The sequence below is a fragment of the Acinetobacter sp. FY731 genome (assembly GCF_059515905.1).
In genome coordinates this window covers 1-14,942 of the sequence record NZ_JCAKNB010000011.1, presented here as the reverse complement: position 1 = coordinate 14,942, position 14,942 = coordinate 1, and the positions used below count along the sequence as shown (strand labels likewise).

The following is a 14,942-nucleotide window of genomic DNA, read 5'->3' as shown; positions in this document are numbered from 1 at the left end:
GTCAAAATAAAATGATTAAATAATTTTAAAATGTACTTTTATAAAATTGACTTATTTCACAAACATAATGATGATGAATGAAAGAAATCCTGAAGAATAGGAGGAATATAAGATGAATGATTTATTAGAACAAAGTCGTGATGTTTGGACCAATGCTTTTTTTACAGGAAACTATGAAGTTTTAGCTCAATATGAAGATGAAAATTTTAAAGTAGTTTACGAACAAGATGATCGTGTTGAAAGCAATTATATGCGTTACGATCGTATTGCACATGCTGTACAAAATGGTGTGTGGAAACCACGTAATCCTGATGTTGAGTTTGAGGAGTTTGAATACAGCTATGATCAAAATCAATGTACAGTTTTAATTGGTTTAGAGCATGAAAAAACTATGATTCAAGAAAATTGGATTTTTGATGAGCAATGGAAAATCACAGAATTACGATTTTTAAAAAAGAAGCATAAACATAGTCAATCTTAAATATAAAAAAACCGCCAAGTAAGTTAATTTACTTGGCGGTTTTTTACAGAATTAATGATTCTTAATCATCAAAAGAGCTTTCTAGTTCTTCTAATTCCATCATTAATTCCAAAATGAGTTCTTCGGCTGTTTCAAGCTTAGCTTTCAACTCTGTTTGCTCATTCATTAGCTTCAGTAAATCATCTTTACGACTTGCTTCATATAAAGCTGTATCACCAAGTAATGTTTCAATTTCTGCTAATCGAGGCTGAATTTTTACTACAACAGCTTCGTTCTTTTCAATATTTTTACGAATAGGGCGCCCTAATTCACGACGACGAGCCGCTTCTTTACGTTGACCTTCTTTATCGAGTTTTGAAAGTGTTGGCTTAACTTCAACTTGAGATTTAACTGGTGCAGCAGGTTTCTGACCATTTTTCATCATATCGATACGTGCTTGACGTAACCAATCTGCATAAGCAACTAAGTCACCTTCAAATTCACGACTTACACCGCCATGAACTAAAATGAGTTCATCACAAACACTTGCTACCAATTGACGTTCATGTGAAACAAGAACTACTGCACCTTCATAGTCTTGCAGTGCCATTGTTAAAGCATGACGCATGTCTAAATCTAAATGGTTTGTTGGTTCATCTAGAATGAGTACGTTTGGACGTTGCCATACAATTAAAGCCAATGCCAAGCGGGCACGTTCACCACCAGAGAAGCTTTCACTTGGCGTATCCATACGTTCGCCACTGAAACCAAAACTACCTAAGAATGAACGTAAAGATGCTTCACTGATCTTTTTGTCTGCAATGCGGGCAAGTTGTAACATTGGACTTGCATTGCCATCTAAAGCATCCATTTGGTGCTGTGCAAAGTAGCCAATATTGAGTAATTCAGAATCTTTGCGCTCACCTTGAATGAGTTTTAAATCACCTACAAGTGATTTAATTAAAGTTGACTTACCTGCACCATTCATACCCAATAAACCAATACGGCTTGATGGGGTAATCTGTAAATTTACATTCGTTACAATGAGTTTGTCGCCATAACCAATATCTGCATGTTCTAGCTGTAATAATGGTGAACTCATTTTTGTTGGTTCACGGAACGAGAAGGTAAACGGTGTATCTACATGAGCAGCAGATAACTCTTGCATACGTTCAAGTTGCTTAATACGGCTTTGTGCTTGTTTGGCTTTGGTGGCTTGTGCTTTAAAACGGTCAATATATTTTTGCAAATGTGCACGCGTTTCAAGCTGCTTTTCATACGCTTGTTGTTGTTGTGCTAAGCGTTCACTACGGGTACGTTCAAATGTTGAATAGTTACCTGTGTAAAGAATAAGTTCTTGATTTTCAATATGTAAAATATGATCGGTAATGGCATCTAAGAAATCACGGTCATGTGAAATTAGAATGAGCGTACCTTCATAAGCTTTTAGCCAATCTTCAAGCCATAAAATTGCATCTAAATCTAAATGGTTTGTTGGTTCATCAAGTAATAATAAGTCTGAACGGCTCATGAGCGTACGAGCAAGGTTCAAACGCATACGCCAACCACCAGAAAAGCTTGAAACATCGAGTTGAGATTGATGTTCAAAAAAGCCTAAACCTGCCATCAATTGAGATGCTTTAGATGGTGCAGAATATCCATTAATTTCATCAAAACGACCATATAAATGGGCAAGCTCATCATCATTTAAATTTTCAGGATGATCTAGTTTATTTTGAATATCCCAAAATTCTTCATCGCCCGACAGTACAAAATCAATTGCTTTCATATCCAAAGCTTTGATTTCTTGTGCCATGTGAGCAACTGTCCAAACAGCAGGGCGCGTGAGCGAACCACCATCCGATTCCATTCCACCAAGCAGTGCAGAAAATAAAGTTGATTTACCGGCACCATTTACGCCAGTTAAGCCAATTTTCCAACCTGGATGTAGTTGCATGGATGCTTTTTGAAATAAAACACGACCACTGCGGCGTATAGTAAGTTGGTCTAACTGAATCATGGATGAAATTAAACATAAGCGAAAAGATGGCTTATTCTAATGGATGCGTGAGATAAAACAAAAAGAACAATCAATAATTTTATAAAGCTAATAATTTCATTGATTTATGTTTTAATGAAACTTGACTAGAAATATATTTTTATAAAAATAATATGAAAAATAAATCGCTTTTAAATTAAATAGTATAATTCTGATGAAAATACTCTGAATTAACATTGAATCGAAGATAACTGACCATATATTGTCTATGTTATACTTAAATTATAGTTATAGTCTTTTTATAAAAGACGTTTGAATTGTATTGAGGAATCCCACATGACTGCCCAAGTACTTGAGCTCACCGATAGCGCTGCAAATAAAGTACGCCAATTGCGTGACAGTGAAGGGAACCAAGATTTAATGCTACGTGTTTATGTAACGGGTGGCGGTTGTTCTGGCTTCTCTTATGGTTTTAACTTTGCAGAAAGCCAAAATGAAGATGACGCTGAGTTTTTAAATGGCGATGTAAAAATGCTTGTAGACTCTTTAAGTTATCAATATTTAGTAGGGTCTGTTGTAGATTATTTAGAAGGTTTAGAAGGTTCTCGTTTTGTGGTTCAAAACCCAAATGCGACAACAACGTGTGGTTGTGGTTCTTCTTTTTCTATCTAAAATAGATATAAGAATAAAAAGCCCTCTTGTGAGGGCTTTTTTGTATTTGGTCTTTAATTTTTAATTGTATGTATTTTTAAAGAATCAATTTGCTTAGGAATTTTGTTTTTAAGAAACTCCAAGCATAATCTTAAAGCAAGTGTTCTATATTGCCGACTTGGCGTAACAATAAAAACATCTTCTTGAGATAAGAGCCAATCAGGCAAAATATGTATGAAGCTCTTTTGTTCTAATAATGCAGTAATTTGAATTTCAGCGACTGCTGCAATACCTAAATTGGACTCTACTGCTGTTAATGCATGTTCAAATGGTGTGACAGTTAAGCGACTGTGAATTTGAACTTGCTTGGTTTGTTGATCTTTTATTAATGTAATTTTATTTAAATTTCGAGTATGAAAAATTAATCTATGATCTTTTAGTTGCTCTGGTTCAGTGGGGATTCCGTGTTGTTCTACATATTGTGAACTTGCACATAAAATACGTCTTACAGTGCCGACATGTTGAGCATATAAATTAGAGTCAGCTAAATGACCAATACGAATAGCAAGATCGAAACCTTCAGCCACCAAATCAACTTTTTTGTCATTTAAGTCGATATCAATTTCAACTTGTGAATATTGACTAAGAAATTCAGAAATAAGTGGCAAAATCACTAATTTTCCAAAAGTTCCAGATGCTGCAATCCTAATTTTTCCTTTAGGCTCTATTTCTAAATTAGATAAATCATGGGTAATGGTTTCGATTTGTTGAAAGATAGGAGATATTTCTTTGAGAAATAATTTTCCTGCATCAGTAAGTGATGACGCATTGGTATTTCGGTTTAATAATTTAATTTCTAAAATACTTTCAAGGCGTGATAACCGATTTGATAACGTCGATTTTGCAATATCATATCGTTTTGCTGCTGCCGATAAACTACCTGCTTCTGCAATTAATACAAACCAATATAAGTCATCTATGGAGTAGGGCAAGCTGTTCATATTTTCGAACACGACCTTTCATTTTTATTGTCTATGCACATCATTATAGAACAGCTAATTTATGTCAAACGATCAATTGTATTGATTATTTGAACGAAATATTGAGGGTAGAGCAATGACAATGAATTGTGATTTAGAAACTGGAACATGTTCAGTTCCAGAATTAGAAGCAGGTGAAACTGTTGTAAAGCATACAAAAACAGATTTAGGGCTGATCTATATTGGTGATCCAATGTGTTCATGGTGTTGGGGAGCCTCAAAAACTATTCAACAAGCAAGAAAGTATGCTATCGAAAAAGGGATGGAATTTTCGGTTATTACAGGTGGTTTACGTCCTGGGGGTGGAGATGAATGGACGGAAGATTTTAGAAATTTTTTACGTAAAGAATGGAAAAATATTGCGGATGCAACTCAACAACCATTTACTAATAAATTATTAGAGCGTGAGCATTTTAATTATGATACTGAGCCATCTGCTCGAGCAGTTCATATAGCACGAGATTTATGGAAAGACTCAGATTCAAATGATGAACAATTATTGGCATTCTTTTCAACAATCCAATACAAATTTTATGTAGATGGTGAAGATCCTAACGAACTTGAATTTTATAAAAGCATTTGTGAAAAATTGGCATTGGATTTTGAGATTTTTGCTAAAAAATTTAATTTAGCAGACACAAAAAAAGCAACTTATGAGGAGTTCAAACTTAATCGTAGTTGGGGAGTGAGGGGTTTTCCAAGTTTTGCTATTCGTAAAGGTGCAGAGGTGACGGTAATTGGTTCAGGGAATTTATCATTTGAAAGCCTGGTCAAGTCCATTAATGAGTCTGTAGCACACGATTTCTAGTTAAGTATTTGGTAAATTGAGATGTCATATATTTTACAAGTTGATTTTCCATATCAGGGACCTTGGGGCTCTGATATGGAGCAAGTTATGAAACCATTAGCTGAATCAATTGCATTGGAAAGAGGTCTGATTTGGAAGATTTGGACTGAAAACCAAAGTTTAAATGAAGCAGGAGGCATCTATTTATTTACTAATCCTGTAGATGCTCAGCAATATATTGAAAAGCATGAAAAGCGTCTAAATGAAAATGGAATTCATCAAATCCGCTATAAAATATTTCATGTTAATCAACAGCTATCGTATTTAAACCGAGCTCCTTTGTAATAAAAAATAAGGTAATTCAATAAAAAATTAATTTGAATTACCAAATTTTTATATATTCACCTGGTTTATATTGGCAATTAATAATATTTAGGATGTTTAATCCTTGTTCGTAACTAAAATTTTTATTGTTTGTTGGTTGAAAAAAATCAATATAATCCAAGCTTAATTTTCCTAAGATAAAGCCACCAATCAATGGTTCATTAATAGAATATATTTTGGGAATAAGAGCCATCATTGATGTGGCAGGGACGCCAATTAAATGTTCCTCTAAATCACCTTCTTGTATGGCATCTTGAGGATAAAACCATAAAGGCGTGCTGATAAACAAGTAAGCATCATCTTTCATTGATGATAAAAGTTCTTTTAATAAAGATTTTGCTGTTTCAACATCTAAATGTTCAATAATATCTAACAAACAAATAAGATCGTATGCTTTGAATTGTTCAGAGGGAATATCTTGAGCAAGACCATGCCAAATATTTCGGTAAATTTTATCATTAAATAAAACCTCATTATTACAATTTGGTTCAAAGCCATCTACACCGTCTACAGACCAGTGGGATGTGGGTATATAATTTTTAATTAAACGGCCTAGACTGCCATCACCAAAGCCAATATCTAAGACTTGAATAACTTGAGAATTATCATCAAAGATATGTGCAAATAGTTCTTTGGGAGAAGCAGAAGTTCCACGTGGAACTTGTGTTGTTTTTACTAAATTTTGTATGAGCTTGTATTCATTTATAATGTTTTTCATTTTTTGCCTAAATCTTATTATTGGCTCACAAGAGTGAATAGCGTGAGCCTTTAAAAAAATTATACAGCAGTCATTACTCCAAGCATACAATAACCTTTTGCACCTGTCACACTAGGTAAATTCCCACTGAGTTTATTAACAAAACGCATTGCAAGCCATGCAAAGGCTGTTGCTTCAACCCATGTAGGACTTAATCCTAAATCAGCTGTGGTTTGCACAGTCCATTCATGTTTTCTTAAACGCCAGCGAAGTTGCTCAAGCAAATGTGAGTTATATGCACCACCACCACAGACATACACTTCACCTGTTGGCATATCTGAACGATAAATCGCTTTTTTAATGGCACGTGTAGTCAACTTCATTAAAGTTGCTTGGATATTTTCAGGTGTATCTTCAAGTTCATCGTATTCTAAACTGCTACGCCAATCTAAAATTTGCTCATCTAACCATTCCAAATTAAAGTCTTCACGACCTGTACTTTTTGGTGGCTCTTTAGAAAAAAATTCATGTGCTTGTAAACGGTCTAATAAGCTTCGAATTGCATTGCCGTAAGCAGCCCAATTGCCATTTTCATCGTATGGCTGACCTGTATAACGATGACACCATGCATCCATTAAAATATTTGCAGGTCCTGTATCAAAACCATAAATATCTTCAGGGCGATTTGCAGGTAGCATGCTGACATTGGCAATACCACCTAAGTTTAGAATGACACGATGAATACTTTCATGTTGGAATAATGCTTGGTGAAAGGCAGGAACCAATGGTGCACCTTGTCCGCCTGCTGCCATATCACGACGACGAAAATCTGAAATAACAGGAATTTGCGTAATTTCAGTAATAATATTTGGATCGCCAATTTGTAAGGTAAACCCATGTTCAGGTCTATGGCGGATGGTTTGCCCATGTGAGCCAATGGCTTTAATTTGAGTTTTATCTAAATTATTTTCTTGAATAAGTGTGTTAATGCCATGACCAATCATGGTTGCAAGTGCTACATCTGCTTTCCCCATACGATCAATTTCGTTGTCATCGGGCAATGTCAGTGCCATTAATTCATCACGTAAATCTGGATCAAATGGCAATGTAAGCGTGGCATGTAGTTGTAATGGATCAAAAGAAGCAGCAACAATATCGACACCATCCATGCTTGTGCCAGTCATTACCCCAATATAGATCGCTGTCATGATTATTCTTAAGCCTGCAATGTGCTGAAAAAATGTTAGTATATCGCACAAATTGAATAACTGACGTATTTGGGTTTTGTGATGTCAAATTTCCTGCCAGCTGAAGAACAACTCGCCCTCATCCAACGAGGCACTCACGAAATTATCTCTGAAGAGGATCTGTTAAAGAAACTTAAAGAGAACCGTCCTTTAAAAGTAAAGGCGGGTTTTGATCCTACGGCACCAGACCTGCACTTAGGTCATACTGTACTTATTAATAAGTTAAAAGTATTTCAAGACTTGGGTCATGAAGTATTGTTCTTAATTGGTGACTATACTGCGATGATTGGCGATCCTTCTGGGAAAAGTGCTACGCGTCCGCCGTTATCACGTGAGCAAGTTTTAGAAAATGCAAAGACTTATCAAGAGCAAGTCTTTAAAATTCTTGATCCAAATAAAACAAAAGTTGTTTTTAACTCTGAATGGTTTGCAGAAAAATCTGCTGCAGATTTAATTCAACTTGCATCACAACAGACTGTTGCACGTATGTTAGAGCGTGATGACTTTACAAAGCGTTATAACAATCATCAACCTATCGCAATTCATGAATTCTTGTATCCATTGGTACAAGGTTATGACTCAATTGCTTTGGAAGCAGACGTAGAGCTTGGTGGTACAGACCAAACCTTTAACTTGTTAATGGGTCGTACACTTCAGGGTCGTTATAACCAAGAAGCGCAAGTATGTATTACTGTGCCAATTCTTGAAGGTTTAGATGGCGTAAATAAAATGTCTAAATCTTTAGGTAACTATATTGGTGTGTTTGATGCACCAGGTGCAATGTACCAAAAAGTACTTTCAATGCCAGACTCATTAATTGAACGTTATTTCGATTTATTAAGCTTTAAATCTGTTGAAGAAATTCAGCAGTTACTAAAAGAAGTGGCTGAAGGTCGTAATCCACAAGAAGTGAAGAAGATTCTTGCACTTGAATTGGTAGAGCGTTTCCATGGGGCGGAAGCTGCCGAAAATGCACATAAAGGTGCAGGTAATTTAATTACTGAAGGTGAACTACCTGAAGGAACGCCTGAAGTGACAATTTCATTATCTGAATTTGGTGGTGAAGTTTTTATTACGTCTATTTTACGTGAAGCTGGTTTAGTTAAAAACTCTGCACAAGCGAAAGATGCTTTAGGACGTGGTGCTGTAAAAGTTGACTGGAATGGTGTTGATACAACTTATTCAGTAAAAGAAAATGTAACTTTAATTGTCCAAGCGAGTAAAAAAGCGATTGCGAAAGTAACATTTACGGACTAATTAACAGCACTATTGTATTTAAGCTATTGAAAATAAAGCAGACTAAAGGTCTGCTTTATTTTTGTTTATATTTGTATTTTGAATAACTAAATTCAAAAAAACCTTATAAAAAAGACACTTAAATTTACCTATAGGTGTTGATTTTAATGAAAGGGATGTTTAAGCTCTAGATGTCTAGAATTTTTTGTAAAAGAGCATCTAGAGGGTAAATATAAAATATTTTTACATTAAGTTAATCTCTATCCCTTAGAGATAGCTTATTACCAATAACTACAATAACAATGGAATGAATCCTAAACAGATTCAACTATAGGGAGAGATTTTGGGAGAGATCTCTTTCTTTTTTTTATCCAAAATTTATGACTTAACCTCTATTAATAAGCATTTTCTATCTGCAACCAACTTATTTATTCGCGACTATCTTTAAATTTTCAATAATAAAAGCACAAATGCAACTATTTGGGATATTAACTTTATTTATAGAAAAGAAAACTTCTTTAAAGAGGTAAATAAACACCTTCATATAAAGAAAACTAGATAATTTATGATTGCTATATAAAAAAATGTAGAAAAGGACATGAAATTTGAAAATTGAATTAGATATATGGGAAAAGAATGCAGGAAATAATCTGAAAGATGAAAATAAATTTCAAAATAAAATCATTTTTTTCGCTTAAAACGTACAATAAATAGCTAGAAAAACAAAAAAATGCTATTTTTTGCCGAAAAATAATACATACGTGGAAAATATTGCTAAATAGGGGTTGCAATGATTCTGAAATGCTCTAGAATGCACCCCATACCGACGAGATAGACGGAAACGAACGAAGCACGAAGTGCTGAGTTGTTAAGTTTATCGAAGTCCAGCTTCTAGCACTGACGAGGTGTTAGAAAGATCATTAAGAGATTATGAAGAACAACTTGTGTGGATTTTTACTGATTGATCAATCGAAATTATTTTCATTGATTTAATGGTAGAAATTACTCGAAGTTTATTTGAGAAATATTTGTCAGAAAATTGATGAGCCAAGATTGGTACCCTTTAAAGGTACTACTGATTTTAAACTGAAGAGTTTGATCATGGCTCAGATTGAACGCTGGCGGCAGGCTTAACACATGCAAGTCGAGCGGGAATAGGTAGCTTGCTACTGATTTCTAGCGGCGGACGGGTGAGTAATGCTTAGGAATCTGCCTATTAGTGGGGGACAACAGTTGGAAACGGCTGCTAATACCGCATACGCCCTACGGGGGAAAGCAGGGGATCTTCGGACCTTGCGCTAATAGATGAGCCTAAGTCAGATTAGCTAGTTGGTGGGGTAAAGGCCTACCAAGGCGACGATCTGTAGCGGGTCTGAGAGGATGATCCGCCACACTGGGACTGAGACACGGCCCAGACTCCTACGGGAGGCAGCAGTGGGGAATATTGGACAATGGGGGGAACCCTGATCCAGCCATGCCGCGTGTGTGAAGAAGGCCTTTTGGTTGTAAAGCACTTTAAGCGAGGAGGAGGAGCTCTAGATTAATACTCTAGATGCTTGGACGTTACTCGCAGAATAAGCACCGGCTAACTCTGTGCCAGCAGCCGCGGTAATACAGAGGGTGCGAGCGTTAATCGGATTTACTGGGCGTAAAGCGTACGTAGGCGGCTTTTTAAGTCGGATGTGAAATCCCTGAGCTTAACTTAGGAATTGCATTCGATACTGGGAAGCTAGAGTATGGGAGAGGATGGTAGAATTCCAGGTGTAGCGGTGAAATGCGTAGAGATCTGGAGGAATACCGATGGCGAAGGCAGCCATCTGGCCTAATACTGACGCTGAGGTACGAAAGCATGGGGAGCAAACAGGATTAGATACCCTGGTAGTCCATGCCGTAAACGATGTCTACTAGCCGTTGGGGCCTTTGAGGCTTTAGTGGCGCAGCTAACGCGATAAGTAGACCGCCTGGGGAGTACGGTCGCAAGACTAAAACTCAAATGAATTGACGGGGGCCCGCACAAGCGGTGGAGCATGTGGTTTAATTCGATGCAACGCGAAGAACCTTACCTGGTCTTGACATAGTAAGAACTTTCCAGAGATGGATTGGTGCCTTCGGGAGCTTACATACAGGTGCTGCATGGCTGTCGTCAGCTCGTGTCGTGAGATGTTGGGTTAAGTCCCGCAACGAGCGCAACCCTTTTCCTTATTTGCCAGCACTTCGGGTGGGAACTTTAAGGATACTGCCAGTGACAAACTGGAGGAAGGCGGGGACGACGTCAAGTCATCATGGCCCTTACGACCAGGGCTACACACGTGCTACAATGGTCGGTACAAAGGGTTGCTACCTCGCGAGAGGATGCTAATCTCAAAAAGCCGATCGTAGTCCGGATCGCAGTCTGCAACTCGACTGCGTGAAGTCGGAATCGCTAGTAATCGCGGATCAGAATGCCGCGGTGAATACGTTCCCGGGCCTTGTACACACCGCCCGTCACACCATGGGAGTTTGTTGCACCAGAAGTAGGTAGTCTAACCGCAAGGAGGACGCTTACCACGGTGTGGCCGACGACTGGGGTGAAGTCGTAACAAGGTAGCCGTAGGGGAACCTGCGGCTGGATCACCTCCTTAACGAAAGATTGACGATTGGTAAGAATCCACAACAAGTTGTTCTTCATGAAGATGTATCTGAGGGTCTGTAGCTCAGTTGGTTAGAGCACACGCTTGATAAGCGTGGGGTCACAAGTTCAAGTCTTGTCAGACCCACCAAATCTGATTACCTAAGCAATTAGTACAGAACACAGAGACATCGAATCTATATGATAAGCTGGGGACTTAGCTTAGTTGGTAGAGCGCCTGCTTTGCACGCAGGAGGTCAGGAGTTCGACTCTCCTAGTCTCCACCATACATTAAGATAAGTTGCTAGATTATAGAATTTAGTAAAAGAGATCGAAGATCTTGTTTATTAAGTTCTGTGATTTATCACAGCGTCTAGACCTGACGAAGGCTAGATTAATCATTAACAGAATATATTTGAGTTGAAATAATTTGTTCATGCTCATTCAATCGAAAGAAAGAATGAGTACTAGCGAAATTAACTGAATCAAGCGTTTTGGTATATGAATCTAATTGAAGCTGTACGGTGCTTAAATGCACAAGACGCCAACTGTATGAGCAAGTCGTAAGACAAGCTCTGTTGCTAACCTAACTTGTAAGGGTTAACGACTGTTTGGGGTTGTATAGTCAAGTAATTAAGTGCATGTGGTGGATGCCTTGGCAGTCAGAGGCGATGAAAGACGTAATAGCCTGCGATAAGCTCCGGGGAGGCGGCAAATATCCTGTGATCCGGAGATTTCTGAATGGGGAAACCCACTTACCATAAGGTAGGTATCATAAACTGAATACATAGGTTTATGAGGCGAACGAGGGGAAGTGAAACATCTCAGTACCCTTAGGAAAAGAAATCAATTGAGATTCCCTCAGTAGCGGCGAGCGAACGGGGAACAGCCCATTAAGTCATATAAGTTCTAGTGGAATGCTCTGGGAAGTGCAACCATAGTGGGTGATAGTCCTGTACACGAAAGGGCTTATATGATGATGTCGAGTAGGGCGAGGCACGTGAAACCTTGTCTGAATATGGGGGGACCATCCTCCAAGGCTAAATACTCCTGACTGACCGATAGTGAACCAGTACCGTGAGGGAAAGGCGAAAAGAACCCCTGTGAGGGGAGTGAAATAGATCCTGAAACCGCATGCATACAAGCAGTGGGAGCCGACTTGTTCGGTGACTGCGTACCTTTTGTATAATGGGTCAGCGACTTATATTCAGTAGCGAGGTTAACCGTATAGGGGAGCCGTAGAGAAATCGAGTCTTAATAGGGCGTTTAGTTGCTGGGTATAGACCCGAAACCGGGTGATCTATCCATGAGCAGGTTGAAGGTTGGGTAACACTAACTGGAGGACCGAACCCACTGTCGTTGAAAAGCCAGGGGATGACTTGTGGATAGGGGTGAAAGGCTAATCAAACTCGGTGATAGCTGGTTCTCCCCGAAAGCTATTTAGGTAGCGCCTCGGACGAATACCATTGGGGGTAGAGCACTGTTTCGGCTAGGGGGTCATCCCGACTTACCAAACCGATGCAAACTCCGAATACCAATGAGTACTATCCGGGAGACAGACTGCGGGTGCTAACGTCCGTAGTCAAGAGGAAAACAATCCAGACCGCCAGCTAAGGCCCCAAAATTATAGTTAAGTGGGAAACGATGTGGGAAGGCATAGACAGCTAGGAGGTTGGCTTAGAAGCAGCCACCCTTTAAAGAAAGCGTAATAGCTCACTAGTCGAGTCGGCCTGCGCGGAAGATGTAACGGGGCTAAAACTATATGCCGAAGCTGCGGATTTGCAATTTATTGCAAGTGGTAGGGGAGCGTTCTGTAAGCCGATGAAGGTGTGTTGAGAAGCATGCTGGAGGTATCAGAAGTGCGAATGCTGACGTGAGTAACGACAATGCGAGTGAAAAACTCGCACGCTGAAAGACCAAGGGTTCCAGTCCAACGTTAATCGGGGCTGGGTGAGTCGACCCCTAAGGCGAGGCCGAGAGGCGTAGTCGATGGGAAATTGGTTAATATTCCAATACTTCAGTGTAATGCGATGAGAGGACGGAGAAGGTTAAGTCAGCCTGGCGTTGGTTGTCCAGGTGGAAGGAAGTAGGCATGCATCTTAGGCAAATCCGGGGTGCTCTATGCTGAGATCTGATAGCAAGCTAGTTTACTAGCGAAGTGGCTGATACCATACTTCCAGGAAAAGTCTCTAAGCTTCAGTTACACTGGAATCGTACCCGAAACCGACACAGGTGGTCAGGTCGAGTAGACCAAAGCGCTTGAGAGAACTCTGCTGAAGGAACTAGGCAAAATGGTACCGTAACTTCGGGAGAAGGTACGCTGTTGACGGTGATGGAACTTGCTTCCTGAGCTATTGACAGCCACAGAAACCAGGCCCCTGCAACTGTTTATTAAAAACATAGCACTCTGCAAACACGAAAGTGGACGTATAGGGTGTGATGCCTGCCCGGTGCTGGAAGGTTAATTGATGGGGTTAGCGTAAGCGAAGCTCTTGATCGAAGCCCCAGTAAACGGCGGCCGTAACTATAACGGTCCTAAGGTAGCGAAATTCCTTGTCGGGTAAGTTCCGACCTGCACGAATGGCATAATGATGGGGGCGCTGTCTCCAGCAGAGACTCAGTGAAATCGAATTCGCCGTGAAGATGCGGTGTACCCGCGGCTAGACGGAAAGACCCCGTGAACCTTTACTGCAGCTTGACATTGAACTTTGATCTTACTTGTGTAGGATAGGTGGGAGGCTTTGAAACCGAGACGCTAGTTTCGGTGGAGCCAATCTTGAAATACCACCCTGGTAATATTGAGGTTCTAACTCTGCTCCATAATCTGGAGCGAGGACCATGTCTGGTGGGTAGTTTGACTGGGGCGGTCTCCTCCTAAAGAGTAACGGAGGAGTACGAAGGTGCGCTCAGCGTGGTCGGAAATCACGCGTAGAGTATAAAGGCAAAAGCGCGCTTAACTGCGAGACCCACAAGTCGAGCAGGTACGAAAGTAGGTCTTAGTGATCCGGTGGTTCTGTATGGAAGGGCCATCGCTCAACGGATAAAAGGTACTCTGGGGATAACAGGCTGATACCGCCCAAGAGTTCATATCGACGGCGGTGTTTGGCACCTCGATGTCGGCTCATCTCATCCTGGGGCTGAAGCAGGTCCCAAGGGTATGGCTGTTCGCCATTTAAAGAGGTACGCGAGCTGGGTTTAGAACGTCGTGAGACAGTTCGGTCCCTATCTACCGTGGGCGTTGGAAATTTGAGAGGATCTGCTCCTAGTACGAGAGGACCAGAGTGGACGAACCTCTGGTGTACCGGTTGTGACGCCAGTCGCATCGCCGGGTAGCTATGTTCGGAAGGGATAACCGCTGAAAGCATCTAAGCGGGAAGCCTACCTCAAGATAAGATTTCCCTAGGAATTTATTCCTCTAAAGAGCCGTTGAAGACTACGACGTTGATAGGTTGGATGTGGAAGCATAGTGATATGTGAAGCTGACCAATACTAATTGCTCGTGAGGCTTGACTATACAACACCCAAACAGTTGTTGTATAAAGCTGAAATCGATTCAAAACCAAACAGTCAACACTGACTGATCTTGATTCAGAATACGCTAGAACTTATACTTTAACTCAAATAATCTGTTAATGAATTCTATTTGGTACGAAGTAAGGCATACATCATTTGATGTAAATAAGACCCGAATAAGTCCATAAACAGTTGTGCTGGCGACAATAGCAAGAGTGAACCACCTGATCCCTTCCCGAACTCAGAAGTGAAACCTCTTAGCGCTGATGGTAGTGTGGGGTTACCCATGTGAGAGTAAGTCATCGCCAGCTCATTAATTC

Annotated in this window: 9 protein-coding genes, 2 tRNA genes and 3 rRNA genes; 10 read left to right on the top strand and 4 right to left on the bottom strand. The window is 39.8% G+C overall.

Annotated features, from left to right (window positions below; all coding sequences use genetic code 11):
* Positions 1-112 precede the first annotated feature (112 nt).
* A complete protein-coding gene (locus AC5YC8_RS12115; RefSeq protein WP_496164704.1) occupies positions 113-481 on the top strand; it encodes a hypothetical protein in 369 nt (122 codons plus the stop codon).
* A gap of 61 nt (positions 482-542) precedes the next feature.
* Here AC5YC8_RS12115 and AC5YC8_RS12110 read toward each other — a convergent pair whose 3' ends face one another.
* A complete protein-coding gene (locus AC5YC8_RS12110; RefSeq protein WP_496164703.1) occupies positions 543-2,480 on the bottom strand; it encodes an ATP-binding cassette domain-containing protein in 1,938 nt (645 codons plus the stop codon).
* Positions 2,481-2,795: 315 nt separating this feature from the next.
* Between AC5YC8_RS12110 and erpA the strand changes: the two genes are divergently transcribed.
* Positions 2,796-3,131, top strand: a complete 336-nt coding sequence (gene erpA, locus AC5YC8_RS12105) for an iron-sulfur cluster insertion protein ErpA (protein WP_496164702.1) — start codon at positions 2,796-2,798, stop codon at positions 3,129-3,131.
* Positions 3,132-3,184: 53 nt separating this feature from the next.
* Here the strand turns inward: erpA and AC5YC8_RS12100 are convergent, their stop codons facing one another.
* Positions 3,185-4,123, bottom strand: a complete 939-nt coding sequence (locus AC5YC8_RS12100) for a LysR family transcriptional regulator (RefSeq protein ID WP_496164701.1) — start codon at positions 4,121-4,123, stop codon at positions 3,185-3,187.
* A gap of 103 nt (positions 4,124-4,226) precedes the next feature.
* Between AC5YC8_RS12100 and AC5YC8_RS12095 the strand changes: the two genes are divergently transcribed.
* On the top strand, positions 4,227-4,958 hold the full coding sequence (locus AC5YC8_RS12095; protein WP_496164700.1) for a DsbA family protein: 732 nt from the start codon (positions 4,227-4,229) through the stop codon (positions 4,956-4,958).
* 21 nt (positions 4,959-4,979) lie between these two features.
* The gene (locus AC5YC8_RS12090) at positions 4,980-5,282 is read left to right on the top strand and encodes a monooxygenase (RefSeq protein ID WP_496164699.1); all 303 of its coding nucleotides are present in this window, start codon (positions 4,980-4,982) and stop codon (positions 5,280-5,282) included.
* A gap of 37 nt (positions 5,283-5,319) precedes the next feature.
* Here the strand turns inward: AC5YC8_RS12090 and AC5YC8_RS12085 are convergent, their stop codons facing one another.
* The gene (locus AC5YC8_RS12085; protein WP_496118938.1) at positions 5,320-6,039 is read right to left on the bottom strand and encodes a methyltransferase domain-containing protein; all 720 of its coding nucleotides are present in this window, start codon (positions 6,037-6,039) and stop codon (positions 5,320-5,322) included.
* A gap of 59 nt (positions 6,040-6,098) precedes the next feature.
* Positions 6,099-7,226: an anhydro-N-acetylmuramic acid kinase gene (locus tag AC5YC8_RS12080; protein ID WP_496118936.1), complete on the bottom strand. Its 1,128-nt coding sequence runs from the start codon at positions 7,224-7,226 to the stop codon at positions 6,099-6,101.
* Between the two features lie 81 nt (positions 7,227-7,307).
* Between AC5YC8_RS12080 and tyrS the strand changes: the two genes are divergently transcribed.
* The 6 genes from tyrS (at position 7,308) to rrf (ending at position 14,933) form a co-directional block, all read left to right on the top strand.
* Positions 7,308-8,522 (top strand): tyrosine--tRNA ligase, encoded by a 1,215-nt coding sequence (gene tyrS, locus AC5YC8_RS12075; protein ID WP_496164698.1) that lies wholly within the window; start codon positions 7,308-7,310, stop codon positions 8,520-8,522.
* 1,062 nt (positions 8,523-9,584) lie between these two features.
* Positions 9,585-11,122: ribosomal RNA gene (locus tag AC5YC8_RS12070) — 16S ribosomal RNA — on the top strand.
* 61 nt (positions 11,123-11,183) lie between these two features.
* Positions 11,184-11,260, top strand: a tRNA-Ile gene (locus tag AC5YC8_RS12065).
* A 60-nt stretch (positions 11,261-11,320) separates the two neighbouring features.
* A tRNA-Ala gene (locus AC5YC8_RS12060) sits at positions 11,321-11,396 on the top strand.
* Positions 11,397-11,732: 336 nt separating this feature from the next.
* Positions 11,733-14,623, top strand: a 23S ribosomal RNA gene (locus AC5YC8_RS12055).
* Between the two features lie 195 nt (positions 14,624-14,818).
* Positions 14,819-14,933: ribosomal RNA gene (gene rrf, locus AC5YC8_RS12050) — 5S ribosomal RNA — on the top strand.
* Together the 16S, 23S and 5S rRNA genes with 2 tRNA genes alongside form the textbook arrangement of a ribosomal RNA operon.
* Positions 14,934-14,942: the final 9 nt, after the last annotated feature.

Excerpts from the sequence above, each read along its gene's own strand:
- tyrS (WP_496164698.1), top strand. The coding sequence starts at position 7,308 with ATGTCAAATTTCCTGCCAGCTGAAGAACAACTCGCCCTCATCCAACGA.
- AC5YC8_RS12110 (WP_496164703.1), bottom strand. The coding sequence starts at position 2,480 with ATGATTCAGTTAGACCAACTTACTATACGCCGCAGTGGTCGTGTTTTA.
- erpA (WP_496164702.1), top strand. The coding sequence starts at position 2,796 with ATGACTGCCCAAGTACTTGAGCTCACCGATAGCGCTGCAAATAAAGTA.
- AC5YC8_RS12085 (WP_496118938.1), bottom strand. The coding sequence starts at position 6,039 with ATGAAAAACATTATAAATGAATACAAGCTCATACAAAATTTAGTAAAA.
- AC5YC8_RS12080 (WP_496118936.1), bottom strand. The coding sequence starts at position 7,226 with ATGACAGCGATCTATATTGGGGTAATGACTGGCACAAGCATGGATGGT.
- AC5YC8_RS12115 (WP_496164704.1), top strand. The coding sequence starts at position 113 with ATGAATGATTTATTAGAACAAAGTCGTGATGTTTGGACCAATGCTTTT.
- AC5YC8_RS12095 (WP_496164700.1), top strand. The coding sequence starts at position 4,227 with ATGACAATGAATTGTGATTTAGAAACTGGAACATGTTCAGTTCCAGAA.
- AC5YC8_RS12090 (WP_496164699.1), top strand. The coding sequence starts at position 4,980 with ATGTCATATATTTTACAAGTTGATTTTCCATATCAGGGACCTTGGGGC.